We start from the raw sequence: 25,698 nt of genomic DNA on the forward strand, positions 1-25,698 counted from the left end.
CGGCCACCGGCACGCGTGCGCGGCGGCCAGGCAGGACTTACTTGAGCTGGCAGATGTCCAGCACGTGCATGTCGGTGTAATCCAGGTTCTCGCCGCCCATCGCCCAGATGAAGGCGTAATTGCTGGTACCGGCACCCATGTGGATCGACCACGGCGGCGATACCACGGCTTCGTTGTTCTGGATGACGATGTGGCGCTGCGCGTCCGGTTCGCCCATGAAGTGGTACACGCGGTCGTTGTCGCCCAGGTCGAAGTAGAAATAGACCTCGCTGCGGCGGTCATGCAGGTGCGGCGGCATGGTGTTCCACACGCTGCCGGGCTTGAGCACGGTCAGGCCCAGCAGCAGCTGCGAGGACTGGCAGGTGGCCGGCACGATGTACTGGTAGATGGTGCGCTCGTTGCTGGTCTCCAGCGCGCCGCGGTCCAGCGCTACCGCGTCCTTGATCGACAGCTGCTTGGTTTCAAAGCGCGCATGGGCCGGGGTCGAGGCCAGGTAGAACTGAGCGGGGTTGGCGGCGTCCTGCGAGGCGAACACGACGTCCTTGCTGCCCATCGCCACGTACAGGCCATCCTTCGGGCCCAGCGTGTAGACGGTGCCGTCGACGGTGACCGTACCGGTACCGCTGCCGACGTTGATCACGCCCAGCTCGCGACGCTCCAGGAACGGATGGCCGGCGGCCGACGCCGGTTCGGTCTGCACCGGCAGCGCCAGCGGCGCATCCAGGGGCGCCGCGCCACCGAGTACGAAGCGCTCGTAGTGGGTGTACTTCAGCGTCACCTGGCCGGGGTTGAACAGGCCGTCGAGCAGGTACAGCTCGCGCAGCTGGTCGTTGCTGGCGCCCTTGATGGCGTCGGGATGGGTGGCGTAGTGGGTCTTGCAGTACATGGCATCTCCAGAGCAGGGGGCGGGCCGATCATTCGGCCCCGGCACGGTTCAGGGGGATTCTAGCGACGTTGGTAACCGGTGTCATTTTGCGCCGCACGATAGCGCTCAACGGTCGCGGCAAGGTGAGGCGGCTTCGACGGAGTCGCAGGCAGGCCTGCGGGCTACCGGACTGATCCCCGCCGGATCAGTCCTCCGGCGGCTGGCAGGAGTCGCGTACGATCAGGTGCGGGCGCACGCTGGCGATCTGCAGCGCCGGCTGGCCGTCGGGCTGGATCAGCATCGCCGCAGCGGTGCGGCCGGTATCGCGGGTATGGCGCCGTACCGAGGTCAGCGACGGCCAAAGGCGCGAGGCCAGCGGGCTGTCGTCGTAGCCGATGATGGACAGCTGGCGCGGGATGTTGATGCCTGCACGCAGCGCCACCTTGTAGATGCCCGCCGCCATTTCATCGTTCCCGGTGAAGATCGCGGTCGGCCGGCGCTTGCCCAGCAGCAGCTTCTCGGCGGCGGCCACGCCCGATTCAAAGGTGTAGCCCGCCTCGATGATGCGGTCCTTGGGCAGCTCGATGCCACGCTGCGACAGCGCATCGATGAAGCCGGCGGTACGCTCGTGCGCCGAACGATAGGCACTGGGCCCGGTCACCAGGGCGATGTCGCGGTGGCCCAGCGAGAGCAGGTAGTCGGCCGCTTCGGCGGCGCCGTCACGATCGTGGGTGACCACCATCTGCGAACTCTCGTCCAGCGGCAGCGCGGCCACGCGGGTGAAGCGGCAGCCGATCTCATCCAGCATGTCCGCCAGCGCCTGGTCCTCGGAGGCACGCGGCACCAGGATCACCCCATGCAGCTTCTGCTGCTGCACGAAGCGGCGCACGCCGTCGATGTAGCCCGGGCTGCGGCTGTCGCAGGGGTGCACGACCAGCTCGAAGCTGGAACCGCGCAGCGCGTCGAGTGCACCGTACTGCATGTCCACGATGTACTGCGCGGTGGGGTTGTCGTAGACCATGCCGATCAGGAAGGATCGACGGAAGGCCAGGCCGCGCGCCAGCGGATCGGGCGTATAGCCCACCTCGCGCATCAGGGCCTCTACCTTGTCGCGCGTGTCCTTGCGCACCAGCGGTGAGTTGTTGATGATCCTTGAAACCGTTTTCTTGGACACTCCGGACAGTCGCGCGATGTCGTTGATCGTGGCTGCCTTGCCTTTGGCCAATGCCGGCGTGGCGGCATCGTTCTTGTTGCGCACTGACATGTAATGGACCAGGTAAGTCGGGGGATTTCCGGCCGCGCACTCAGTCCAGCGCGCGGTAGCGGAAGCTGCGGAAGGTCACCGCACCGTCACCGGCAGCGTACAGCGCCGGCTTCAGGGCGAGAAACTTACCAGCCACATTGTGATGGTAACCCGAGGTTTCCATCTGAACCGGGTACTTCTGCCAGGTCCGGCCGTCGCTGCTGGTATGGAAGGTGACGATATGGCGGTTGTTGGTGACGCGCAGCCAGAGCCGCCCGCCGCGCTCGCTGGGCGCAAGCCGGGCAGGGCGTTCCTCGCCGTAACGGTGCATGATGAACTGCTCGCCGTTGCTGCCCACGCCCACATAAAGACGGTCGCTGTAGAACAGCAGCGCGCCCCCGACTGCGCCCGGCGCTACCTCCAGCTCCACCTCGAACTGGTAGGCCGGATCGCCGGCGATGGTGGTCAGCGGAGACGCATCGCGCGGCGCACTGCCCTTGCCCTGCATCACCAGCCCATCGCCGCTGAAGCGCAGGCGCCGGTACTCGTCACTGCCCGGGTTGAAGAACGCCCACTGTGGCCCGAGCCTGCCGCCGCGGAAATCATCCGAAAGCGCCATGCCGTGCGGTGCCAGGGCGCTTCCGGAAGGCTTGCGCAGCGGTTGGCCGAGGTCACCGCCCCTGGCCACGAACCAGCCATCGTCGGTCCACTCGATCGGGTCCAGCAGGGTCTGCCGGCCCAGGGTCCAGAAGCCGTTCTCATACCCGTGGTACATCATCCACCAGCGACCGTCGGTGCCTTCGACCACCGTCGCATGGCCGCGTGACCACCACGGCTCGGCCGCCGACTGCGTGCGCGTGATCGGATTGTTCGGTGCGTTCTGCCAGGGCCCATGGATGGAACGCGAGCGCGCAGTGATCACCATGTGCCCGGTGGGTGGGCCGGCGGTGCCTCCCACGGCGGTGGTCATGTAGTACCAGCCCTCGCGGAAGTGGATCTTCGGTCCTTCCTGCGCATAGGCTTCCACATCCCAGCTCTGCGGATAGCGCCAGCCGTCGTAGACATGCTTCGGTGTGCCGACCACGCTCAGCCCGTCATCGGCCAGCTGCACATAGTCGCCTCCGCTGAGGAACAGGTAGCGCTTGCCGTCCTCGCCCACCGCATGGCCGGGGTCGATGTAGCCGCCCAGGCCGATGTCGATCGGATCGCTCCACGGCCCGCGGATGTCATCGGCCCACACCACGAAGTTGCTGCGGTGTTCGCCGGTCCGGGCCGGGAAGTAGATGAAGTAGCGACCCTGGTGCTTGACGATGTCCGGTGCCCAGATCGCACCCACGTTGCGGGTGATGGCATGACCCAGCGGCTGCCAGTTGACCAGGTCCCGCGAATGCCAGATCGGCAGGCCGGGATAGGCGTCGAAGGAGGACAGGGTCAGGTAGTAGTCCTGTCCGTCCTTCAGTACCGACGGATCGGGGCGGTCGCCGGCCAGCACCGGGTTCAGGTAGGTGCCGTCGCCGAGATCGGCCTGGCGCTGGTTCTCCAGCCCACGTGCCCAGGTCGGTGAGGCCGGGCCGGAGGCCAGCGCCGGAAGCGCGGCCAGAAGCAGGCTGGTCAGGGCCACGGCAGGGATGCGGCGAAGCGGACGGTGCATGGCAGTGGTCTCCGGCTCAGCTGCGCAGCGTGGCCGGCAGCCACAGCGACAGGGCAGGGAAGAAGGTGACCACCAGCAGCACGCCCAGCGCAGCGAACCAGAACGGCCAGATGGTACGCATGCTCTGGCCCACGCTGATCTTGCCGATGGCGGTACCGATGAACAGCACCGAGCCCACCGGCGGTGTCACCAGGCCCAGGCCGCCGGTCAGCACCAGCACCAGCCCGAAGTGGATCGGATCGATGCCGTACGCGCGCGCCACCGGCAGGAAGATCGGCGTGCAGATCAGGATCATCGGTGCCAGGTCCATGAAGGTTCCCAGCAGCAACAGCATCACCACGATCATCAGCAGCACCATGAACTGGCTGTGCGCGAAGGACTGCAGGAAATCCACCGCCGCCGCCGGCACCTGCAGGTAGGCCAGCAGCCAGCCGAATACCGCAGCGGTGGCGATCACGAACAGGATCACGCCGGTGCTGCGTGCGGCGTGGACGACCGTGGCGAAGAACTCGCGCCAGCGCAGTTGCCGGTACAGCACCGTGGTCACCAGCAGTGCGTACACCACGGCGATCGCCGCGCTTTCCACCGCGGTGAAGATGCCAGCGCGGATGCCGACGAAGATCAGCGCGACCAGACCGAGGCCGGGCAGGGCGGAGATCATCCGCAGCAGCACCGCGCGCCAGCCCGGGAACACCTCCACGCCATAGCCGCGGCGGCGCGCGACGACGTAGCCGGTGATCATCAATGCCAGCGTCATCAGAAGTGCCGGAACGATGCCGGCCGCGAACAGATCGGCGATCGAGAGGCCGCCACCGGCTGCGGCCGAGAACAGGATCAGGTTGTGCGAGGGCGGAACCAGCAGCGCGACCAGGGCGGCGGTGATGCTGACATTGACGGCGAAATCGCGGTCATAGCCGCGCTTGACCATCTGCGGAATCATCGTGCCACCCACCGCCGAGACATCCGCGATGGCCGAGCCGGAGACGCCGCCGAAGAACAGCGAGGACAGGATCGAAACCTGGCCCAGGCCGCCACGCAGGCGCCCCACCAGCGAGGACGCCAGCGCGATCAGGCGCTCGGAGATGCCGCCGCGCATCATGATCTCGCCAGCGAAGATGAACAGTGGAATGGCGATCAGCGATGCAGACCCGGTACCTGCCGAAATCTGCTGGACCAGAACGATGGACGGGATGTCCAGGTAGAGCAGGGTGGCAAGGGCGGCCGCAGCCAGCGCGTAGGCCACCGGCACGCCCAGCAGCAGGAACACTGCGAACACCGAGAACAGAATGGCGATACCCATGGATCAACGATCTCCTTCAGCGTCATCGGCGGCAGCGTCTGCCGGCGTGGACTGCGTGGCCTTCCACGCACGGTTCAGCGCGAACACCACCATCAGCACGCCGCCCAGCGCCAGCGGCAGGTAGTTGATGCTCTGCGGAAGCTCGGCACCGGCGGTCTTGATGTCCAGGCCGTCGAGAAGAAGCTCGGCCGACCACACTGCAATGAACGCGCCCAGCACGGCCACTACCAGCTGCACCAGCACGTCCACAGCGCGGCGCAGCGCCGGCGCCATGTAGGCATGCAGCAGGAAGAAGCCGAAGTGGCGGTTGGTGTGCACGCCACAGGCCGCGCCCAGGCTCATCGCGGTGCTGAGCAGCAGCAGGGTCACCGGCTCGGTCCAGCTCGGGGAATCGTTGATCACATAGCGCGCGAAGACCTGCCAGCCCTGCACCACCACCAGCCCCAGCAGGGCCGCCACGGCGGTGTAGATGGCAATGTCGGCGATGCGGTCCAGCAGGCGCTGCCCGGGGCCGGGTGGGGAAAATGTCGTCGTTTCGGTCATGGCTGTGTCCTCAGGCTGCACCGCGGATGCGATCGACCAGCGCGGCGATTTCCGCGTGCTGCAGGTACTGCTGCAGCAGGGGCTGCGCGGCGGCGCGGAACGCCGGCATGTCGACCTCGTTGGCCTTCACGCCGTACGCCAGCACCGCGCGTCGTGCCGCATCCTCGGAGGCATCCCACTGGTCGCGCATCACCTTCACCGACGCACGTGCGGTCTCCAGCAGCAGCTGGCGGTCATCCGGCTGCAGCCGCTCGAAACTGGCGCGTGACATCAGCAGCACGTCCGGTGCATAGGAGTGATCGCTCTGCGACCAGTAGTGCGCAGCCTCGAAGTGACGGCTGGAGTGGAAGCTGCGCATGTTGTTCTCGGCACCGTCGATCATGTGCGTCTCCATGCCGGAGAACGTATCGCCCAGCGACATCGGCGTCGGGTTGGCGCCGAGCAGCCGCATCAGCTGGATGAAGATGTCCGATGATGCGACGCGCAGCTTCAGTCCGTGCAGGTCACCGGGCTGCGTGATCGGATGCCGGGTGTTGTAGAAGCAGCGCGCACCGGAATCGTAGATGGCCAGGCCGACCAGGTCGCGGCGTTCGAAGCCGCGCAGCACGGCATCGGCCACGCCGCCATCAAGCGCTGCCCGCTGGTGCGCCACCGATTCGAACACGTAGGGCAGGCACAGCGCCTGGGTCAGCGGAAACGCGTTGTTCAGCGCGCCCGCATAGACACGGGTGATGTCGATGGCGCCGAAGCGGGCCATGTCGATCGCTTCGGATTCGCGGCCGAGCTGGCCCGAGTGGTACTGGCGCAGACGCAGGCGTCCCTGGGTCTCACGCTGCAGGGTCTCGCCGATCCACTTCACCGCCGTCACGGTGGGGTAATCGGCCACGTGCACATCGGTCGCCGTCAGCAGTTGGCCGCCGGCTGCGTCAGGGCCCGGCCCGCGGCCACAGGCGGCGAGCAGGGGAGTGGCAAGTGCAGTGGCGCCACCGGCCAGGAAATGTCGTCGTGTGATCATCTGCGCCCTCCCGCGCGTGTTCACTGGATCGTGCCGCGGCTTACCCGGCCGGCACGGCCCTGCAGGCAATCTCGCCGAAGCCGGCGAAGCGCACCAGCGCCGTTTGTCCTGCCTGGATGTCGTGGATGCCGGTCGCATTGCCGGTGGCGATCAGGTCGCCACGCCGCAGGGGCCGGCCGCGAAGCGCGGAACGGGACAACGCGAACGCGTACGCTGCGCGCAGGCCACCGGGCAGGCGGCTCGCGCCGCCGACCCCGACCACTTCACCCTCGATCAGGGTCTCGGCGCGCAACGCCGACTCATCGAGGGACGTCCAGTTGCCGATCTCCGGCCCCAGCACGAGGCCGTTGTTGTTGCCGAAGTCGGATACCACCACGCGCGGGCCCAGCTCGTTGATCGTTGCCAGCGGGCTGCTGGCAACTTCGACACCCAGGTACAGGCGGGCCGGCAACGCTTCAGCCTGTTCCGGCGACCAGTGCAGCTGGTCGGCGGGGGCATCCTCCAGCAGTTCCAGCACGTACTCGGCCTCGATCGCGGCGAAACCGCCGACGAACACCGGAACATCCGTTGTTCCACCGGTAGCATTTTTGAGCTGAGGCTTGAAGATCGGGCCCAGCAGCCGTTCGTCCCCGGACGCATCGCGGCGTTCGGCAGCGATGTAGCCGACCTTCCAGCCGACCACCGGCTGGTTCCAGCGGGCGATGGCCAGGTCCTGGACCTGGTAGGCCGCGACCAGGTCCGCCGGGATGTCGCCCGGGAACGCCTCCAGTGCCTGGCCCGCAAGGCGTGCGGTGGTGAAGGCCTGGGCAATCGCGGCCGCATCGGCCGGCGGCGTGTGCCCATGTGTGCCGTGTTCGTTGCTCAAGAACGTCTCCCTCTGGCGTTGTTGCGCTGCCTATCGACAGCGTCTGCAGGACGTGTATATGGTAAACCGGTGTCATCACGCAAGCGGCAGCGCATCACGCCGTCTTTGCCGACGCCGCCAGCGCCCTGTCCTGTCCTGTTGGAGCCCCGTCAGTCATGCGTCTGCCCATCGTGTTGCTGTGCCTGTCCCTGCTGCTGCCGGCGGCGCCCGCCTGCGCGGTCGACACGTCGTTGCGCGAAGGCGAGCGTGTGGCCCAGGCGTTGCCCGGCGAGCAGCTGCCGTTGTGGCCGGCAGGCGCAGTGCCGGGCGAACCCGGCCCCGCACGTCCGACGCGGGTGGTCGAGCGCAGTGCGGACCCTGCACGCCCGGACCGCTACGCCGACCAGATCGACGCGCCCTCTCTGCAGGTGTACACACCCGCCCGGCCGAACGGCCGGGCCCTGCTGGTGATCCCCGGCGGCGGCTACCAGCGGGTGGTGATCGACAAGGAGGGCAGCGCGCTGGTTCCGTTCTGGGTGGACGGCGCCGGCTACACCCTGTTCGTCCTGCGCTACCGCCTGCCGCAGCCGGGGCGCGACCGCCAGGCCGCGCTCGCCGACGCGCAGCGCGCGCTGCGGGTGGTGCGCGACCAGGCGCGACGGCGCGGGCTGGACGCGAACGACGTGGCGGTGATGGGCTTCTCGGCGGGCGGCCACGTCGCGGCGCGGCTGGCCACCGGCTTCGACATCGCCGTCCATCCCGCACGGGATGACCTCGACCGGCTGAGCGCCCGCCCGAGCCGTGCCGTGCTGGTCTACCCGGTGATCGACATGGGCGCGCATGCGCACAGCGGCTCGCGCGCCCGCCTGCTGGGTGAGCATCCGGGGACCTCGCTGCAGGCAGACTATTCGATGCAGCAGCGCGTACGTGGCGACATGCCGCCGACGCTGCTGGTCCACGCCGCCGACGACGCCGTGGTGTCGGTGCACAACAGTGAACTCATGGCGCAGGCACTGGCGGGTGCGGGTGTCGAGCACGAACTGCACGTCTTCGCCCATGGCGGCCACGGCTTTGGCATGGACATCCCCGCGCGGTCGACGCTGGCACTCTGGCCGCTGCTCGCGCAACGCTGGCTGGGCCCTGCGGAGGACGCGCGATGAACGATGCGCCGGCCGACCTGCAGCGTCGGCGGTTCCTGCGCGACAGCGCCCGCTGGGCGCTGGCCACCGCGTCCGCTACGGCTGCCTTCACCGCATTGCCAACGCTGGCCAGCGTGCCGGGTGTCCGCGACGACCGCCTGCCATTGGCCCGGGTCCGTGGCGGACGTGTGCGTGGCCAGCGCGAGCACGGGGTACTGGTGTTCCGTGGGCTTCGCTATGGTGCCGATACCGCTCGCCACCGCTTCCAGCCGCCGCGGCATGAAGCTGCCTGGCGCGGCATCGCCGATGCACTGGAGTACGGTCCGGCCGCACCGCAGGGCGGCAGTGAAGGGCCCGGCAGCGAGGACTGCCTGTTCCTCAATGTGTGGACACCCGCGCTCGGCGACGGCGGACGCAGGCCGGTGCTGGTGTACGTGCACGGCGGTGGATTCAACAACGGGTCCGGCAGTGATCCGCTGTACGACGGCGCTGCGCTGTGTCGCCGCGGCGATGTGGTGGTGGTCACCCTCAATCATCGCCTCAACACGTTCGGCTATCTCTACCTGGGGGCGTTGGGCGATCCGCGCTACGCCGCCTCGGGCAACGTCGGCCAGCTCGACCTGGTACAGGCGCTGCAGTGGGTGCGGCAGCACGCGGCGGTCTTCGGTGGCGACGCGGCGAACATCACGGTGTTCGGGCAGTCCGGCGGGGGCGCCAAGATCGCCACGCTGATGGCGATGCCTGCGGCCCGAGGGCTGTTCCAGCGCGCGTGGACGATGAGTGGCCAGCAGGTCACCGCTGCCGGACCGCGCGCGGCCGCGCAGCGGGCTGCGATCGCGATGCAGGCCGTCGCTGCACGAGACGTGCAGGCACTGCTGGACCTGCCGGTCGACGTGCTGCTGGAAGCCACCCGTGCGCGTGATCCCTCGCGCGTGGAAAGCACGTCGCTGTACTTCGGCCCGGTGCTGGACGATGTGGTGCTGCCGGTGCATCCGTTCTGGCCACAGGCGCCGCAGCAGTCGGCGGCGATTCCGATGGTGATCGGCAACACCCGCGACGAGACCCGCGCGTTCCTCGGCAACGATCCCGCCAACTTCGCCCTGACCTGGGAAACACTGCCGGCACAGCTCGAACGACAGCAGTTCGTCGATCTGCGGCCGGAGACCGTGATCGCCGAGTATCGCCGCCTGTATCCGCACTACACGCCGTCCGAAGTGTTTTTTGCTGCAACCACGGCTGGCCGCAGCTGGCGCGGAGCGGTGGAGGAACTGGAAGCGCGGGCGCGCCAGCCCGCGGGCGCAGCACCGACCTGGGCGTACCAGCTGGATTGGGGGTCGCCGGTGGAGGAGGGGCGCCTGCGTGCTTTCCATACGCTGGACATCCCGCTGGTCTTCGACAACGCAGGGCTGCCGGGCGCGCGCACCGGGGGGGGCGATGATGCGCGTGCGCTCGCGGCGACCATGAGCGAGGCCTTGATCGCCTTCGCCCGCAGCGGCGACCCCAATCACGCCGGATTGTCGCAATGGGCCCCTTATACGCTGCCGCAACGGCGGACAATGCTGTTCGATCGCACCAGTCGCGCGGTTGACGATCCGCGCGCAGGCGAGCGCGCGCTCTACGGAAAAGTGCCTTTCGTGCAGCGCGGCACGCAGTGATGACACCGCAGCACAAACATTCTGTTAACTCCGCTCGGCTAGAGTCGGGTCATGGGAGACACGTTCACGCCACTGCCGTTCGCCGGCCGGGAGCGCCTGCTTGCCGCCATTGATGGTGCGGTAGCGCTGGCGGATCCGCACGCGATCACCGAGGGCCTGCAGCGCGTGCTGCGTGATGCCATCACCGATCCTTCGATACAGCTGCCGCCGTGTGTACGGCGACCGGTGCGTGGTCACTACGCACGTCGTGAACTGCACCGCAGCCGGACCCTGGGGTACAGCGTCATCGCCATGTGCTGGGGCCCGGGGCAGGGTACGCCGCTGCACGATCACGATGCGATGTGGTGCGTGGAAGGCGTCTGGCAGGGCGAACTGCTGGTCACGCCGTATGCGCTGCTGGAGCGGAAGGGCACTCGCCACCGCTTTGCTGCGCAGCCTACGCTGTATGGCCAGCGCGGCAGCGCCGGCAGCCTGATTCCCCCTCACGAATACCACACGCTGCGCAATGCCAGCGATGCCGATGTGGCCGTGTCGCTGCACGTCTACCAGGGCGTGATGGAGCGCAGCGCGGTGTTCGAGCCGCTGGGCGATGACTGGTACCAGCGACGGGTGAAGCGGATGGAGACCGACGCGGCATAGGCCGCGCCGGCCGCGCCGTTCAACGCTGCACGTCCACGACGTTGTTGAGCAGGGTCACTTCCTCGCCACCGTCAGCGAGGGCGACGCGCACGCGCAGGCCACCCTGATGACCGGCGGGGATCATCAGTGTCACGTGGGTGGTCTTCGGTTCCAGGTCATCGGGTGCCGCCATCGCGGGCACATCGGCACGCGCGATCTCACGGCCCGTGGTGTCTTCCAGGATCGCCACGCCCGCGCCGGTGGCCACGTGGCCCAGGCTGTGCACGGTCACCCGCACACGCTGGCCGTCCACCTGCACATCACCGCGGCCGACGCCCAGGTCGGCGCGTGTTTCCACCGGGCTGCCGGCGACGACGCGCTCGAACTCGAACAGTTCCGTGCGCCCGGGACGGAACTGCATCGGCACCGCGCGGCTGGTTTCCAGCCGCACCGTGCGCTCCGTCGGCGTGCCATCGATGCGTCCATCTCCATCGGCATCCACGCCGGCACGGATGCGCCACGTGCCGCTGGCAACGTTCCAGCCGGTCATGTCGGCACTGATGGTGCGGTTACCCAGATTGTGGCTGGTGATGGTGAAGCGCTCGCGCGAGGGCGCATGCACCAGCAGTGCAACCTGTTCGGCGGCACCGTCGCGATCGAAGCGCCAGCTGACCGTATGCCCGGGCCAGCTCTGGTTGCGCTTGAGCGCGATGCCCCCCAGCCGGGCGCGCTGCAGGAACTCGCTGGGTGCTTCCACGCGATCGGACCACCAGTGGCCCTCGGTGTTCATGTAGGCCCGCAGCACCTTTGCCTGCAGTCCTTCGGCATGCAGTGCATCGATGTACTTCAGGTCACCACTGGCCTGCCAGGCCATCAGGCTGGCGAAACCGGTCTTTCCGGCGTCGGCTTCGGCAGTCAGCTGCGGATACCAGTCCTGCTGACGTCCCAGCACCTCGACGATGTTCTCGCCGAGATTGGCCAGCGCGCCCGGTCCCCCGCGTGCCACGCGATAGTCCAGCGCCTGCAGGTACTTCGCATCGCCGGTCCAGCGCCAGGCGGCCCAGAAGGTATGCAGCGTGTCGCCGCCGCCGGAACCGTCGTTGAGTTCACCGCCGCGGGTGGCGCCGGTGGCCCAGTGGATCTCGTTGGGCAGGGTGAAGCGTCCTTTCGCGTCCGTGCCGGCATGGGCGAGGTAGCTGTCGGCCAGGCCGGTCACCAGCCGGCGCCCGGTCGGATCGGCGTTGTACTGGCCCAGCAGGAACGCGGGGTGCAGCACCGGGAACGAATAAGGCTTCTGCCATTGCCAGTTCGGTTCGCGGTAGATCCTGTTGCCGCCGAACCAGTTGCTGGAGAACAGCAGGTGTCCCTGCGGATTGGGCAGGATGATCCGCTCGTCGAATGCCTTGACCGTCTCCATCAGCCGTTCCAGCGTCAGCGGATCACCCCAGTTGAGGTACAGCATCGCGCTGTTGGTGTTGATGCCCTCTTCGTAGGCATGCAGCTCATCGGTTTCGATGGTGCTCAGGCCGTTGCTGAACATGCCATTGCGATACACCGCATCGGACAGGGCGGTGAGCGAGGCATTGAGGCGGTCCGGCTGCACGCCCATCAGCGCCAGGCCCGGCCACTGCTGGGTGAGATCGGAATCATCGGAGATGCCGCCGCCGAAGTCGCCGTAGGGCACCTGGCGATGGTCGATCCACCAGTCGACGAAGCGACGCACCTGTGCGAGGTCCTGCACCTGATGGAAGGCCCAGGCCGGCACACCGGCGGGCACCGCCGGTGCGGAGTAGGGCGGCCGGCCCTGGCTGTTGTAGCTGATGTAGTTCCAGTACTGCCGCCCCAGTGCGTGGTCCGGATCGACCCGCAGCAGGTCGCTCAGATCGGCGTAGACGCGCGCATACAGGCGCTGTCGCTTGGAGGTGGTGTGCTCCTCCACCAGGAATCCCCAGTTGTCGCGCACCTGGTTGAAGCGGTCGGCCACGTGCTCCTTCAGCGCTTCGGCGCGCGGCTTGAACACCAGCCGGATCTGCGCGCCATCGAGCGCCCGGGCATCGAAGCCGGGGGCGGCCGAGGCGATGCTCAACCACAGGCTGTCAGGGGTGAGGATGCGGTCGCGCAGGTCCAGCCACAGGGTGCGCTTCTGTCCCGGCTGCACCGAGACCGACACGTCGATCATGTCGCGCGCCGGCCAGATCGGGTCCTTGATGCGGATGTTGAGCGGAATCAGGCCTTCATGCGTGGCCGCCAGATCCAGCGCGGGAAGATCGATGGCAACGCCGTCCAGGCCGTCGTGCATGTTCTCCCAGCTGTAGGCCCAGCTGCGGATCAGCGGCTGGTCGGGCGGCGCATCGCCTACCCCGGAAGGAATGAGCACGTGCACGATCGGGCGCGGCTGCGCGGGCAGGGTACCGGCATCGCGGCGGCGTGAGCCGGCCCCCTTGGGCAGCGCCATCACCGTGCTGCGTTCGGCCTCGGGGTAGCGACCGTCGATGTAGCGGCGCAGGGCATCCAGATTGGTGTAGTCAGGCAGCGCCTGGCTGTCGATCGTGTAGGTCTGCTTGACCGTGCCGTCCGGCTCGCTGCCCTCGCTCACGGCGTAGGCCCAGATTTCCTGGATCGGCGTTTCCTGCTCGACGTTGCTGAAGCGCAGCACGCCGCCGCTGAGGGACGGGATCGGATCGACGCTGCGCACCACGCCGCGCGGGCGGGTGAACAGGGTGCGGGTGGCGTGCGCGGCGTCGCTGCCATGTGCCAGCGTGCCGAAGGCCGCGCCGCGGATCTCGATGCGGTTGACCGTCTCGCCGTCCGGCAGCGTCAGGTCCAGGTGCTTTCCACCCTCCACGTAGGTGTTCCAGTCCGGCAGCTGGAAGTAGTCGTTGCGTCCGGGCAGCCGCGAGCGGTTGTAGACGCCGGGCCATGTGGTCTCGGCGATGCCGTCGGTGGCCTTCCACATCCACGCCTTCAGGTCGCGGGTGTCGGCGAATTCGACCTTGCGGATGCGGGTGGTCGGCGCGGTCAGCGCCGGTGGTGCGGTGCCGTCCCAGCCGAAGCGATGGCGCCAGGCACGCAGGCCTGCCTCGGGAACCTCGGCGGTGGTGGGCGTGACCCCACGGGCCAGCGCCGCCACGGCCGGTGCATCCAGCATGCGGTCATAGATGCGGATGTGCTGGAAATCGCTGCCGCGCAGGAAGTTGTAACGGCTCTGTACCTGGTACGGTGCCATCACCCGACCGGCCAGGCCGAGCTGGTCCAGCGCGGCATCGTAGTCGCCGGTGGTCTGCGCGCGGTCCACTTCGCGTCCGTCGATGAACAGGCGTACACCCTGGTCCTCGTCCCAGGCGAAGGCCAGGTGCAGCCACTGGTCCGCGCGTGGCGGCGTGTCCATGCGGAACGAGACGCGGGTGCGGGCAAGATTGGCATCGGTGACGAACGCATCGAAACCGTGGCCGTTCCAGTCGATGCGCAGCCACGCCATGTCCCAGCTGCTGTGATCGGCATAGCCGACGCGGAAGATCACGAACGGGGCTTCGCCCACCGCGTACCGCGCCCGCCAATCGAAGGCCAGGGTGCCGCGCTGGGCCAGGATGTTGCCCGGCGCATCCCACGCCAGGACGCCATCGTCCTGCCATTGGATGGCCTTGCCGCGTACACCGTCATCGACCACCGCCACCCTGTCGCGGAAGTTCGGTATCGCCTCGCCGTGCGCCACGGCAGCCTGCAGGCCCTGGTTGGCGTCGACGTGGAACAGCAGGGTTGGGCCATCGGCAGCTGTCGCAGGGCCAGCAGCCAGGGCCACTGCCAGCAGCAGGCAGCGGGACAGGGTCGAGCGATGCGGCATCAGATGTTTCCTTTCAACGGGCGACAGCCGGCGTAGGGCCGCCGGACCGTAGCAAGGCCACGCCGCCACGGCACCTTGCGGCGCAGCAGCGGTCGTGGCGAACGGCGATGCACCGGTCGGCGCATCGCCGGCGCTGCTCAGAACTTGTAGCGCACGCCGAGCAGGAACTGGCGGCCGGTCTCGGTGTACTGCAACGGCAGGCGGCCGGTCGCGGGCGAATACACCCACTCATCGGACGCTTCGTTGGTCAGGTTCACGCCTTCCAGGCTCAGTTCCAGCTGGTCACTGATCCGGTAACGGATCGACGCATCGATGACCGTGGTACCGGTCATGCCGTGGTAACCGTCCAGATTGAAGCCGGTTTCCTGGCCCGGCACCTGAGTCAGGTAGTCGTCGCGGTTGGTGGCCGAGATGCGCCCGGAGAAGGTGGTGCCTTCGTAGAACAGGGTCGCGTTCCACGAGGTGTTGGACAGGCCCAGCAGATCGTTCTTCATCACCGGCTGACCGGCCGAGTTGATGTACTGGATCTTCGAATCCACCCAGGTGTAGTTCAGCTGCAGACCGAGGTTGGCCCACTTGCCCGGCAGGAAGGTGAAGGGCTGGGTGTAGTTCGCTTCTGCGCCGAACAGCTCGCCACCCGGGGTGTTGACCGGACGGGTGAAGGTGAACTCATCGGTCGGCGATGCGCCGGTGCCGATCAGCAGTTCGGCAGGCAGGCCGCTGTCGGTGTACGGCCGATTCTCGCGCAGCGTCTGTACGGAGGTTTCGATGTCCTTGTAGAACAGGCCAAGGCCGGCCATGGCGCCTTCGGCGAAGTACCACTCGAAACTCAGATCGACATTGGTCGCGCGGGTCGGATCCAGGTTGGGGTTGCCGCTGGAGATGGTGCGTGCGCCACCGGCCACGGCCACAGTGGCACCCGGCGTCAGGCTGCCCAGGCCGGGTCGGGTCATCACCTTGGCCGCACCCAGGCGGATCAGGAAATCGGGGGTGACTTCGGCAACCAGGTTGAACGAGGGCAGGGTGTCGTCGTAGGTGCGGGTGGCGGTGGTGGACGTGGTGCCACTGGCCAGCGTCGACAGCCCGGTGGAGGACTGCTTGGTGCGCACATAGCGTACGCCGACGTTGCCGGACAGCGGCAGCGAGCCGATCTCGGTGGAGAACTCACCCATCAGGTAGGCACCGCGATCCTTCTCTTCCACGCTGCGCACGTTGTTGGCGCGCGGTGCGACGGCGTAGATGCCGCTGTTGCTGTAGATGTCGAACTGATCGGCGACGGCGTCCAGATCCGGCACCACCCAGTTCGAGGGATTGCCGCTGATGCCCTTCAGGCCGGCCTGCGTGGTCATGTCCACCGGAACGATCCTGCTGCCATCGGCGAAGGTGGGCACGGCCAGCTCGCTGCCACGGCGCAGTTCGGTGGTCTTGAACGTGTAATCCTTGGCCAGCACGCCACCCTTGAGGCGGAAGCCGGGGCTGATGTTCCAGTTGAAGTCGATCTGGCCGGTATCGAAATCATTGTCCACGTACTGCGGTCGCAGGCGGATCTCCGCCAGTTCCCAGCCGTTGGGATCGGTGGGATCGATGCCGTAGTTGAGGATCGGCGAGCGGTTGTTGCCCCGGTAGTCGTAGCTGTAGCCGTCGACGTCGTACTTGTCCATGATGATGGTGGTCTGCACCGGGTTCTCATGCCGGGACCGCGAGACCCCCAGCTTGCCGGACAGGGTGAAGTCGTCGCTGAAGCGGTGCTGGCCGTTGAGGCTGATCTGCTTGAACTCGGTGCTCCACTCGTCGTGGCGGTTCTCGCTGCGGATGTCGACGTTGTCGAACTCGCCGTAGACCAGCGCGTTGTTCTCGATGACGCCGTTCCTGACGATCATCGACGGCTTGCCGGCCAGGCGTGGCTGGCTGGTGTTGGCACCGCGGCTGAAGGAAATCGCCTCGATGTAGTGCTCGTCGCGGGTGGCATCGATTTTCGAGTACAGCGCGTCCAGCGAGATCTCGGTCGCGTCGCTGGGCTTCCACTGCAGCGTACCGGTCACGCCCAGGCGCTTCTGCTCATGTTCCATCTGCACGTAGCGCGGGAAGCGCGGGTGGTAGACGTCGGCACTGCGCGCGGCGGTGAACGGGGACGAGGCACTGAAGTTGCCGTTGCTCGGGCCGTTGGCCCAGCGGCCCGTGTTGGAGCCCTCCTCCAGCGCCTGGCGCTCGGAGTAGGCCACCGACAGCAGGGCGCCGAACGTACCGTCGGCGAAGATGTTCGACACCAGCGCGGCCATGCGCGGGTCGGCCTTCTCCGCCATCGCGTTGTAGCCGGCCTGGCCGCTGGCGGCGAAGGTGAAGCCGTCATAGTCGAACGGCCTCGCCGTGCGCAGATCGACGGTGGCGCCCAGCGAACCTTCTTCGACATCGGCCGAAGCGGTCTTGCGCACCACCAGCTGCGAGAACAGGTCGGAGGCGAAGACATTGAAGTCGAAGCCACGGCCGCGGTTGGTACCACCGCTCTGATCACCGGCGCCGACGGTGGTCAGCGCCTCCATGCCGTTGATGCGCACGCGGGTGAAATCCGGGCCGAGGCCGCGCACCGAGATGTTGCGGCCCTCGCCGGCCTCGCGGGTGATGACCACACCCGGGATGCGCTGCAACGACTCGGCCAGGTTCAGATCCGGGAACTTGCCGATGTCCTCGGCGACGATGGCGTCGACCACGCCGGCCTCGCCACGCTTGATGTCCAGCGCCTTCTCCACGCTGGCGCGGTAGCCGGTGACGGTTACCGTATCCAGGTCCGTGGCGCCGGCGGCGCTGCTCTGCTGCTGGGCGGTCGCATTGGCCGCCAGGGCCAGTCCGACGGCCATAGCGAGCAAGGTAACCGGTGTCTTTTTTTGGTGGTTCCGAGACTGCATGCCTTTCCCCTCTCCCAAAGGTCTGGTGCTGCGGCTGTTTCAGCGTGATGACACCGCTGGTCAGGGCGGACGTTAGCAGCACGTCCCGGATCCGGCATCTTGCACCGCAACAGATCTGAAATGTCTCCAAGAGGCTTGCAGGACAATGCTTCCGTCAGTTCCTACGGGTGCGTGGGGCGCATCGGAAGGCTAGAATGACACCGATGGCCAAACGCCGCGCCGACGCGTGGTACACATTCACGCCGTGCAGTTTCACATGCTGGCGGCAAGCGGGGAGGAGTGGAGATGGGGCGTATCGTATGTTTCGGGGAACTGCTGCTGCGGCTCGGCGCGCCCGGTCGCGAGCTGCTGCTGCAGTCGCCGCAGCTGCAGGTGCACGTGGGCGGGGCGGAAGCAAACGTGGGTGTCTCGCTGTCCCGATTCGGACATGACGTGGCCATGGTCAGCACGGTGCCCGGCAATGCCCTGGGGGCGCACGCACTGGGTGAACTGCGCCGCCATGGCGTCGATACGCGGGCGGTGCGCGAGGTGGCGGACGGTCGCATGGGCCTGTACTTCCTCACCACCGGAGCGGTGCAACGTGCCAGCGAGGTGGTGTACGACCGGGCCGATTCGGCCTTCGCGCGCAGCACTGCAGCCGATCATGACTGGCCGGCGCTGCTGCAGGGCGCGGACTGGCTGCACCTGTCCGGCGTCAGCCCTGCGCTGGGGCCGCAGGTGGCCGAGGCGACGCTGGCGGCGGCATGCGCCGCGCGTGCCAGTGGCGTGCGCGTTTCCTTCGACGGCAATTTCCGGCCCACGCTGTGGCAGCGCTGGGGCGGCGACGCGCAGGCGATCCTGCATGCCCTGTTCGACCAGGCTGACATCGTGTTCGCCGACTACCGCGATATCGAAGTGATCCTGGGCCAGCGCTTTACCCAGGCCGGCGCCGTGGAGCGCGTGGACGCTGCCGCAGCGGCGGCATTCGCCGCGTTCCCGCGGCTGCAATGGCTGGCATGCACGCAACGGCAGGCGCTGAGCGTGGACCATCATGTGCTGGGCGCCCTGCTGCTGGGCCGCGAGGGCGTGCGTGCGCAGGCGCCCGTGCGGCAGCTGACCGGCATCATCGATCGCATCGGCGGCGGCGATGCCTTCGCGGCAGGCATCCTGCATGGCATCCTGTCAGGCTTCGATGCCGACGCCACCGTGCGTTTCGGCCTGGCTGCCGGCGGACTGAAGCATTCCATCCCCGGCGATTTCAATCCTGTCAGCGAAGCTGACGTGCTGGCCCAGATGGGCGAGGAGCGATTCGATGTCCGGCGCTGATCCGCGCGTTCGCGCGGTACTGAAACTGGCACCGGTGATTCCGGTGTTCACCCCCGATGATGTCGACGATGCCGTGCAGGTGGCGCAGGCGCTGTTCCGGGGCGGTCTGCCGGTGATCGAGGTCACCCTGCGCACACCCCGTGCGATGGATGCCATCCGGGCAATGGTCGAGGCCGTACCCGACGCGGTGGTGGGGGCCGGAACGGTGCTGACGCCCGCGCAGATGGAGGCGGCCAGGGCCGCAGGTGCGCGCTTCGCGGTGTCGCCGGGCGCAACGCCGACGCTGTACGCGGCCGCGCGCGATGCCGACCTGCCGTATCTGCCGGGCGTGGCCACGGGGTCCGAGCTGATCCTTGGCCTCGAGCATGGCCTGGATACCTTCAAGTTCTTCCCCGCGGTGCAGGCCGGCGGCGCGGCACTGCTGGCGGCCTGGCACGGCCCCTTCGCCGACGTGCGCTTCTGCCCGACCGGTGGCATCAGTGCCCAGACCGCGGCGCAGTTCCTGCACCTGCCGAACGTGCTGTGCGTGGGCGGTTCATGGCTGACCACGGCGGCCTTGCTGCAGACCCGCGACTGGGGCGCGATCGAACGCCTGGCACGCGAGGCGTCCGTGCTGGCGGGCTGAACCGGCAGGCAATCTTCCAGGATTTGATCGGGATCAAAGCGCCGGCCTCGTGCCGGCGTCACTCTGTCTGCAAGCGCACGACGGAGGAAAACCCATGAACAGAACCATGAAGGCCGCTGTCGTTCGCGAGTTCGGCAGCCCACTGGTCATCGAGGAAGTTCCGGTACCACGCCCGGGGGCGGGCGAGGTGCTGGTCAGGATCGAAGCCTGCGGTGTCTGCCACACCGACCTGCACGCCGCCGAGGGCGACTGGCCGGTGAAACCGGACCCGCCGTTCATCCCCGGCCACGAGGGCGTGGGGCACATCGTGGCCGTGGGCGGCGGGGTCGGGCATGTCAAGGAAGGCGACAGGGTCGGCATCCCCTGGTTGTACTCGGCGTGTGGCCATTGCGAACACTGCCTGGGCGGCTGGGAAACGCTGTGCGAGACGCAGCGCAACACCGGCTACTCGGTCAACGGCGGCTTCGCCGAGTTCGCACTGGCCGATGCCAACTATGTCGGCCTGCTTCCGAAGGAGGTGGGCTTCGTCGAGATCGCGCCGGTGCTGTGCGCCGGCGTGACGGTCTACAAGGGCCTGAAGGTGACGGACACGAAGCCCGGTGACTGGGTGGCGATCTCCGGCATCGGTGGCCTGGGCCACATGGCGGTGCAGTACGCGCGTGCGATGGGCCTGAACGTGGCTGCCATCGACGTGGAGGACAGCAAGCTGGCACTCGCGCGGCGGCTGGGCGCGCAGGTCACGGTCAACGCGCGCACGACCGATCCGGCAGCATTCCTGAAGAAGGAGATCGGTGGCGCACACGGCGCGCTGGTCACCGCGGTATCGCCCAAGGCCTTCGAGCAGGCGCTGGGCATGGTCCGGCGGGGCGGCACGGTCTCGCTCAACGGACTGCCACCGGGCAACTTCCCACTGGACATCTTCGGCATGGTCCTCAATGGCGTGACGGTGCGCGGTTCGATCGTCGGCACGCGGCTGGATCTGCAGGAGTCGCTGCAGTTCGCCGCCGAGGGCAAGGTCGCGGCCACGGTCAGCACCGACCGCCTGGAAAACATCAACGAGGTGTTCGCCCGCATGCGCGCGGGCACCATCGACGGGCGCGTGGTACTGGACATGGCCGCCTGACACCCGTGCATGGCCGCCGCGGCCCGGCACCCTCTCCCACGGGTGCGGCGGTCATGCCGATCGATGCGCGCCCGGCGTAGCTGCGCAGGTGGTCAGCGCTGTGACCCAGCGCGCCGGGCGGCAGCCGTCGCCCAGCGCGCCGCCACCACCGGAGCCGTGATGCACACCGCCTGGTCGGTCACCGTGGTCACCGCGCGTTCCAGCAGCTGGATGTCTGCCTCGTGCTGGCGTGCCACGTGCGGGTCCTCGAAGAAGATGGCGCGCTGGCAACGGCCCTCCAGCACGCGGTCGGCGATCTGCGCATCGCCGCCCATCGGTCCGCTCTGGTAGCGCGTCACCCAGGGCGTGTCGCTGGGCCAGCCGCGGCTCCATGCCAGCTCGTTGAGGCGCTGACCGGTGGTCCCGGTCGCCACCCGCTCGCCGAAGCGTGCCAGCACGTCGAAGTGCTCGTCGGCGAAGGCGAGCATCGCCGCCTTCATCGCATCATGCGCGATCAGTGCCAGGGTCTGGGTACCGAAGGCGTGCAGATCGTCGGCACCGGCGTCGGCCTGCAGGCCGGCGTGCACGCGCTCCACCTCGATCCAGTCGCGTGCGGTGGCTACCGTGGAAATGAAAGGTTTGCCGTGGATCACGCACTGCCGCTTGAGCGCGGTCGCTTCGGGAAACACCGAGGACGGATCGACCGGATCGATCAGATAGATGGCACCGTCGAGCGTGCGCTGCGGGCCCATGCCGACCACCTCCGCGACCAGCTTCATCAGCCCGCCCTCGCGGCCGTAGGGATAGCGATGGAGGCCGGCATAGCCGTCGAGGAAGCCGTGGCGCCCGATCGCATCATGGGTGCGGCCGACAGCGTGCAGCGTGATGCCCAGTTCGCGCAGGCCCGGTTCGCAGGCACGCAGCCAGCGGAACAGGGCGGCGCGCGCATCCTGGTGGTGGAGCCGGTTGGCGGCCAGGCCGATACGCATCGAACGCTCCGTGGGCTGGTAGAAGCGGCAGTTTATGTCGCGAATGGCCAATTCTGCGCGCTTTGCAACTTTCCTCATTGTTGCTGTGCCGTGCGTCGCTAGCGTGGCAGGCAGAGCGGTACCGCTGCGCGGCCGTCGTCTCCGCCTGCGATTCGAGGATGCCCATCGTGAATGCTGCCGGCCCTGCGGCCGCATCCATTGCACGCTCCCGCCCGTGGCTGCGATCCCGCATCGTGCTGCCTGCCCTGTTGCTGTGGCCCATGATCACGCGGGCCGACGGGTGCGACATGCCCCTGGTCGTGGCCTGGCCCAGTGACCGCCCGCCACTGTCCTTCAGCGCGCAGGGCCAGCCCGGCGGCCTGGTTGCCGACTACCTGCGGCGGCTGGGCGAGCAGATCGCGCTGCGTCCACATCCGCTTCCCGCCGCGGCCGGCGCGGTCGGGGCGCTGCCGGCCGGTACCCAGGCCGTGCTGGGATGGCCGCGCGAGCAGGTGCCCGACGGCTGGGTCGTGAGCAGGCCCTACCTGCAGCTGTCACAGGTGATCGTGCGCCGTCGCAACGACACGCCACTGCAGGGACTGGGCGGTCTGCGCGGCCGCCGCGTCGCCAGCCTCGACACGGTGCCACTGGCGGCCCACCTGCGTGAGCAGGCGCCGGGCGCATGGCTGCTGCAGGTCGACGCGCTCGATCATGCGCTGCAGCTGCTGGCCATCGGCCAGGTCGACGCGGTAGTTGCCACGTTGGCCGAAGTGGAAGCCGCATTGCGCAGGCCCGGCAGCGATGCCCTGGTGATCGCCGCGCCGGCCGGCTTCGATGATGCCTGGGTGCTGGCGGCTGCGCCGACCTGTGCGGCCACCGTCGCCGCCTTCGACACCGTGCTGCAGGAACTGGACGACGCGCAGCGCGACGCGCTCCGTGCGACGTGGGCGCCCAGCGGAGCGCGCGCGCCGCCCGCACGGTCGCCGTTGCGCTGGCTGGTGCCGGTGCTGCTGGTCGCGCTGGCGCTGATCCTGGTGTATGCCTTCGGCTACTGGAGGCTGCATCGCGAAAGCAGCCAGCGCCGCGCGCTGGAACAGCGACTGCAGGAAGTGACCGCCAACCTGCCTGCGGTGGTCTACCGGGCGCGCCGCAGCGGCGAGGGCGACTACAGCCTGCCGCTGGTCGCCGGCGACGTGCAGTCGCTGTTCGGCATGAGTCTGGACAGTGTGCGGCTGGACCATCGCCGGCTCATGGCGGCGGTGCATGTCGACGATCGCAAGCCGGTGCTGGATCATCTGGAAGCCGCAGCGCGGGCCCGTGCGCCGATCGACATCACCTTCCGCACGCTGGGTCCCCATGGCTGGCGCTGGATCCGTTCGCATGGCAGGCCGTTGCCGGGCGAGAGCGACGACATCGAGTGGAGTGGCTACTGGATGGACGTCAGCCAGGCGCAGGCACGCACCCGTGCCCTGGCCGGGGCACGCCATCAGGCCGAAGAGACTGCAGCGGCGAAGACGCACTTCCTGGCCACCATGAGCCACCAGATCCGCACACCGATGAGCACGCTGCTGGGCATGCTCGAATGCCTGGCGGACAGCCCCCTGGACCCGTGCCAGCGGCAGGTCCTGTCCACCGTCGATGTGGCCGCGCAGATGCTGCGGCAGATTCTCGATGATGTGCTCGACAGTCATCGGTTGCAGGCGCTGCCGTTGCAGCTGCGTGCCACCGACATGGGTGCGCTGGCCACGGCCGTGCAGCAGCTGCTGGCACCGATGGCGGCCAGCCGTGCGTTGCACCTGCGGTGCGTGCTTGATCCTGCGCTGCAGCGGTGGCTGCTGGCCGATGGCCTGCGCGTGCGCCAGGTCCTGTTCAACCTGGTGGGCAACGCACTGAAGTTCACCCTGCACGGAGGTGTGGAACTGCGGCTGCGGGTGCTGCGGACGCAGGCGGCAGGACAATGCCTGCGCCTGCAGGTGAGCGACAGTGGCGTAGGCATCAGTCCCGAGCGGCAGCAGGCCGTGTTCGCCGATTACATCCAGGCCGAGCCGTCGACGGGGCGCCGGTTCGGCGGCAGCGGCCTGGGCCTGGCCATCTGCCGGGACCTGGTGGCCTCGATGGGCGGCGAGCTGCAGCTGCAAAGCTCGCCGGGCAAGGGCACGCGCATCTGGTTCGACCTGGAGTTCGCCAGCTGCCTGGCGCCACTGGAGGCGGTGCCGGCCATGGCCGAGGTGGTCGCGCGACTGCCTGCGGCACGGGTGCTGGTGGCCGAGGACCACCCGACCAACCTGCAACTGCTGGTGCAGCGGCTGCGCGAGCTGGGCCTGCGGGTGCACGCCACTGCCGATGGCCTGCAGGCGCTGGCGGCATGGCGGGCGCAGGGCTTCGATGTTGTCGTTACCGATTGCCACATGCCCGGCATGGACGGGTTCGCGCTGGCGCGTGCGATCCGCGAAGACCCCTGCCCTTCGCGTGCACGGGTGCCGATCATCGCGCTGACGGCCAGCGTGCTGGAGAGCACGCGCGAGGCCTGTCGTGCCGCCGGCATCGACCGGTTCCTGGCCAAGCCGGTCGACACCCAGGGGTTGCGCGCGACGCTGGCCGACGTACTGCCGGCAATGGAACCCGGCTCAGTTGGACAGTAGACGGACGATGCTGGCAGCGGCGTCGCGGCCTTCAGCCACAGCGGTTACCACCAGGTCGGCGCCGCGTACCGCATCACCGCCGGCGAACAGGCGCGGATGCGCGGTCTGGAAGGGCAGCCGGTCCTTGCCGCCGGCAACGATGCGACCGTTCGCCTGGCCCTGCACACCGTGTTCGGCCAGCCAGGCCGGAACGCTCGGCGCGAAACCGAAGGCGATGATGACCACGTCCGCCTCCAGCAGCGACTCGCTGCCCTCGATCGGCACCGCGTTGCGGCGTCCCTGGGCGTCGGCCTCACCCAACCGGGTTTCAACCACGGTCACGCCGATCGCTTCGTCGTCGGCGCCGGCCTCGATCGACAGCGGCTGCCGGTTGAACAGGAAGCGCACGCCTTCCTCGCGCGCATTGGCGACTTCACGCGCGCTGCCGGGCATGTTGGCCTCGTCGCGACGGTACGCGCAGGTGACCTTGGCCGCGCCGAGCCGCACCGCGCTGCGCACGCAGTCCATGCCGGTGTCGCCGCCGCCGAGCACGACCACGCGCTTGCCGTTGAGGTCGGGCAGGGCGATCTGGTCCTCCCAGCCGGCGATCGGTCGACCCTGCGGGTCATCGCCGCCGACGATGCGGCTGTTCTGCACCAGGAACGGCAGGGCCGGCAGCACCCCCTTCAGGTCCTGGCCCGGCAGGCCGCCGTCGGTGTAGCGGTAGGCCCCGGTGCCGACGAACACCGCGTCGTGGCTGTCCAGCAGCTGCTGCACGCTGATGTCGCGGCCGATCTCCACGCCCAGGCGGAACTGCACGCCCATCCCTTCGAGCACCTCGCGGCGACGATGGATGACGTCCTTGTCCAGCTTGAAGCTGGGGATGCCGAACTGCAGCAGGCCGCCGATCTGCTCGTAGCGGTCGTACACCACGGCGGTGATGCCGGCCCGGGCCAGGCGATCGGCACAGGCCAGACCCGCCGGACCGGCACCGATCACCGCCACGCTGTGGCCGGTGGGCTGCACGGCACCCAGGTCCGGACGCCAGCCACTGGCGAGTGCGGTATCGACGATGTACTTCTCCACCGCACCGATGGTCACCGCACCGAATTCCTCCAGGGTGCAGCTGCCTTCGCACAGGCGATCCTGCGGGCAGACCCGGCCGCACACTTCCGGCAGCGGGTTGGTGCTGTGGCACAGCGTGGCGGCCTCGTGGATGCGGTTCTCCTGCACCAGCTGCAGCCACTGTGGAATGGCGTTGTGTACCGGGCATTTCCAGCTGCAGTAAGGGTTGCCGCAGTCCAGGCAGCGCCCGGCCTGGTACTGCGCATCCTCCTTGCCGAACTTTCCGTACAGCTCGCCCCAGTCGCCGGAGGTGCGCAGTTCAACCGGAATGCGCTGCGGCATGGTGCGGGGCAGATCGAGGAACTGGAAGGCGTGCTTGCGGCTCATGGCGGGCT

18 protein-coding genes are annotated in these 25,698 nt (G+C 68.3%); 7 read left to right on the plus strand and 11 right to left on the minus strand.

Features of this window, described 5'->3' with window-relative positions:
* Nucleotides 1-37 precede the first annotated feature (37 nt).
* From kduI to ABE543_RS08595, 7 genes are all read right to left on the minus strand, one after another.
* Nucleotides 38-886 carry a 5-dehydro-4-deoxy-D-glucuronate isomerase gene (gene kduI, locus ABE543_RS08565; protein ID WP_053516019.1) on the minus strand — a complete coding sequence of 283 codons (849 nt, stop codon included), beginning with the start codon at nt 884-886 and terminating at the stop codon, nt 38-40.
* 184 nt (nt 887-1,070) lie between these two features.
* Entirely contained in the window at nt 1,071-2,129 is a 1,059-nt protein-coding gene (locus ABE543_RS08570) for a LacI family DNA-binding transcriptional regulator (protein WP_053516017.1), read from the minus strand.
* Nucleotides 2,130-2,169: 40 nt separating this feature from the next.
* A complete protein-coding gene (locus tag ABE543_RS08575; protein WP_111187074.1) occupies nt 2,170-3,759 on the minus strand; it encodes a family 43 glycosylhydrolase in 1,590 nt (529 codons plus the stop codon).
* 16 nt (nt 3,760-3,775) lie between these two features.
* Nucleotides 3,776-5,059 carry a TRAP transporter large permease gene (locus ABE543_RS08580; RefSeq protein ID WP_065174099.1) on the minus strand — a complete coding sequence of 428 codons (1,284 nt, stop codon included), beginning with the start codon at nt 5,057-5,059 and terminating at the stop codon, nt 3,776-3,778.
* A gap of 3 nt (nt 5,060-5,062) precedes the next feature.
* Nucleotides 5,063-5,602 (minus strand): TRAP transporter small permease, encoded by a 540-nt coding sequence (locus ABE543_RS08585; RefSeq protein ID WP_164151498.1) that lies wholly within the window; start codon nt 5,600-5,602, stop codon nt 5,063-5,065.
* A 10-nt stretch (nt 5,603-5,612) separates the two neighbouring features.
* Complete coding sequence (locus tag ABE543_RS08590; RefSeq protein WP_065182105.1) at nt 5,613-6,617, minus strand: TRAP transporter substrate-binding protein; 1,005 nt, start codon at nt 6,615-6,617, stop codon at nt 5,613-5,615.
* A 40-nt stretch (nt 6,618-6,657) separates the two neighbouring features.
* On the minus strand, nt 6,658-7,482 hold the full coding sequence (locus tag ABE543_RS08595) for a 2-keto-4-pentenoate hydratase (RefSeq protein ID WP_053516007.1): 825 nt from the start codon (nt 7,480-7,482) through the stop codon (nt 6,658-6,660).
* Nucleotides 7,483-7,637: 155 nt separating this feature from the next.
* On the opposite strand from ABE543_RS08595, the gene ABE543_RS08600 reads away from it, so the two are divergent.
* Genes ABE543_RS08600 through ABE543_RS08610 form a run of 3 tightly spaced genes read left to right on the plus strand, consistent with a single transcriptional unit; the run spans nt 7,638 to nt 10,894 of the window.
* Complete coding sequence (locus ABE543_RS08600) at nt 7,638-8,621, plus strand: alpha/beta hydrolase (RefSeq protein WP_340044168.1); 984 nt, start codon at nt 7,638-7,640, stop codon at nt 8,619-8,621.
* Nucleotides 8,618-10,255 carry a carboxylesterase family protein gene (locus ABE543_RS08605; protein WP_128987659.1) on the plus strand — a complete coding sequence of 546 codons (1,638 nt, stop codon included), beginning with the start codon at nt 8,618-8,620 and terminating at the stop codon, nt 10,253-10,255. The genes ABE543_RS08600 and ABE543_RS08605 overlap by 4 nt, the downstream gene beginning before the upstream one ends.
* A gap of 51 nt (nt 10,256-10,306) precedes the next feature.
* On the plus strand, nt 10,307-10,894 hold the full coding sequence (locus tag ABE543_RS08610; protein ID WP_053516003.1) for a cysteine dioxygenase family protein: 588 nt from the start codon (nt 10,307-10,309) through the stop codon (nt 10,892-10,894).
* A gap of 19 nt (nt 10,895-10,913) precedes the next feature.
* Here ABE543_RS08610 and ABE543_RS08615 read toward each other — a convergent pair whose 3' ends face one another.
* Both ABE543_RS08615 and ABE543_RS08620 read right to left on the minus strand, forming a co-directional pair.
* A complete protein-coding gene (locus tag ABE543_RS08615) occupies nt 10,914-14,714 on the minus strand; it encodes a LamG-like jellyroll fold domain-containing protein (RefSeq protein WP_346475585.1) in 3,801 nt (1,266 codons plus the stop codon).
* A gap of 137 nt (nt 14,715-14,851) precedes the next feature.
* A complete protein-coding gene (locus ABE543_RS08620) occupies nt 14,852-17,617 on the minus strand; it encodes a TonB-dependent receptor (RefSeq protein WP_065182101.1) in 2,766 nt (921 codons plus the stop codon).
* Between the two features lie 279 nt (nt 17,618-17,896).
* Here ABE543_RS08620 and ABE543_RS08625 point away from each other — a divergent pair, with 279 nt between their 5' ends.
* From ABE543_RS08625 to adhP, 3 genes are all read left to right on the plus strand, one after another.
* Nucleotides 17,897-18,922 (plus strand): sugar kinase, encoded by a 1,026-nt coding sequence (locus ABE543_RS08625; protein ID WP_231108641.1) that lies wholly within the window; start codon nt 17,897-17,899, stop codon nt 18,920-18,922.
* The gene (eda, locus tag ABE543_RS08630; protein ID WP_065174105.1) at nt 18,909-19,547 is read left to right on the plus strand and encodes a bifunctional 4-hydroxy-2-oxoglutarate aldolase/2-dehydro-3-deoxy-phosphogluconate aldolase; all 639 of its coding nucleotides are present in this window, start codon (nt 18,909-18,911) and stop codon (nt 19,545-19,547) included. Before ABE543_RS08625 ends, eda begins: the two co-directional genes overlap by 14 nt.
* 94 nt (nt 19,548-19,641) lie before the next feature.
* Nucleotides 19,642-20,670, plus strand: a complete 1,029-nt coding sequence (gene adhP, locus ABE543_RS08635) for an alcohol dehydrogenase AdhP (protein WP_053515992.1) — start codon at nt 19,642-19,644, stop codon at nt 20,668-20,670.
* A gap of 92 nt (nt 20,671-20,762) precedes the next feature.
* Here the strand turns inward: adhP and ABE543_RS08640 are convergent, their stop codons facing one another.
* On the minus strand, nt 20,763-21,638 hold the full coding sequence (locus tag ABE543_RS08640) for a methylglyoxal synthase (protein ID WP_065182100.1): 876 nt from the start codon (nt 21,636-21,638) through the stop codon (nt 20,763-20,765).
* 287 nt (nt 21,639-21,925) lie between these two features.
* Between ABE543_RS08640 and ABE543_RS08645 the strand changes: the two genes are divergently transcribed.
* Nucleotides 21,926-24,259 carry an ATP-binding protein gene (locus ABE543_RS08645; RefSeq protein WP_346475586.1) on the plus strand — a complete coding sequence of 778 codons (2,334 nt, stop codon included), beginning with the start codon at nt 21,926-21,928 and terminating at the stop codon, nt 24,257-24,259.
* On the opposite strand, the gene ABE543_RS08650 is transcribed toward ABE543_RS08645, so the two are convergent.
* Nucleotides 24,245-25,690, minus strand: a complete 1,446-nt coding sequence (locus tag ABE543_RS08650) for an FAD-dependent oxidoreductase (RefSeq protein ID WP_065182099.1) — start codon at nt 25,688-25,690, stop codon at nt 24,245-24,247. The two genes, ABE543_RS08645 and ABE543_RS08650, sit on opposite strands and share 15 nt — an antisense overlap.
* Nucleotides 25,691-25,698: the final 8 nt, after the last annotated feature.

This window comes from Stenotrophomonas sp. TWI169, from assembly GCF_039674705.1.
Classification (GTDB): domain Bacteria; phylum Pseudomonadota; class Gammaproteobacteria; order Xanthomonadales; family Xanthomonadaceae; genus Stenotrophomonas; species Stenotrophomonas maltophilia_P.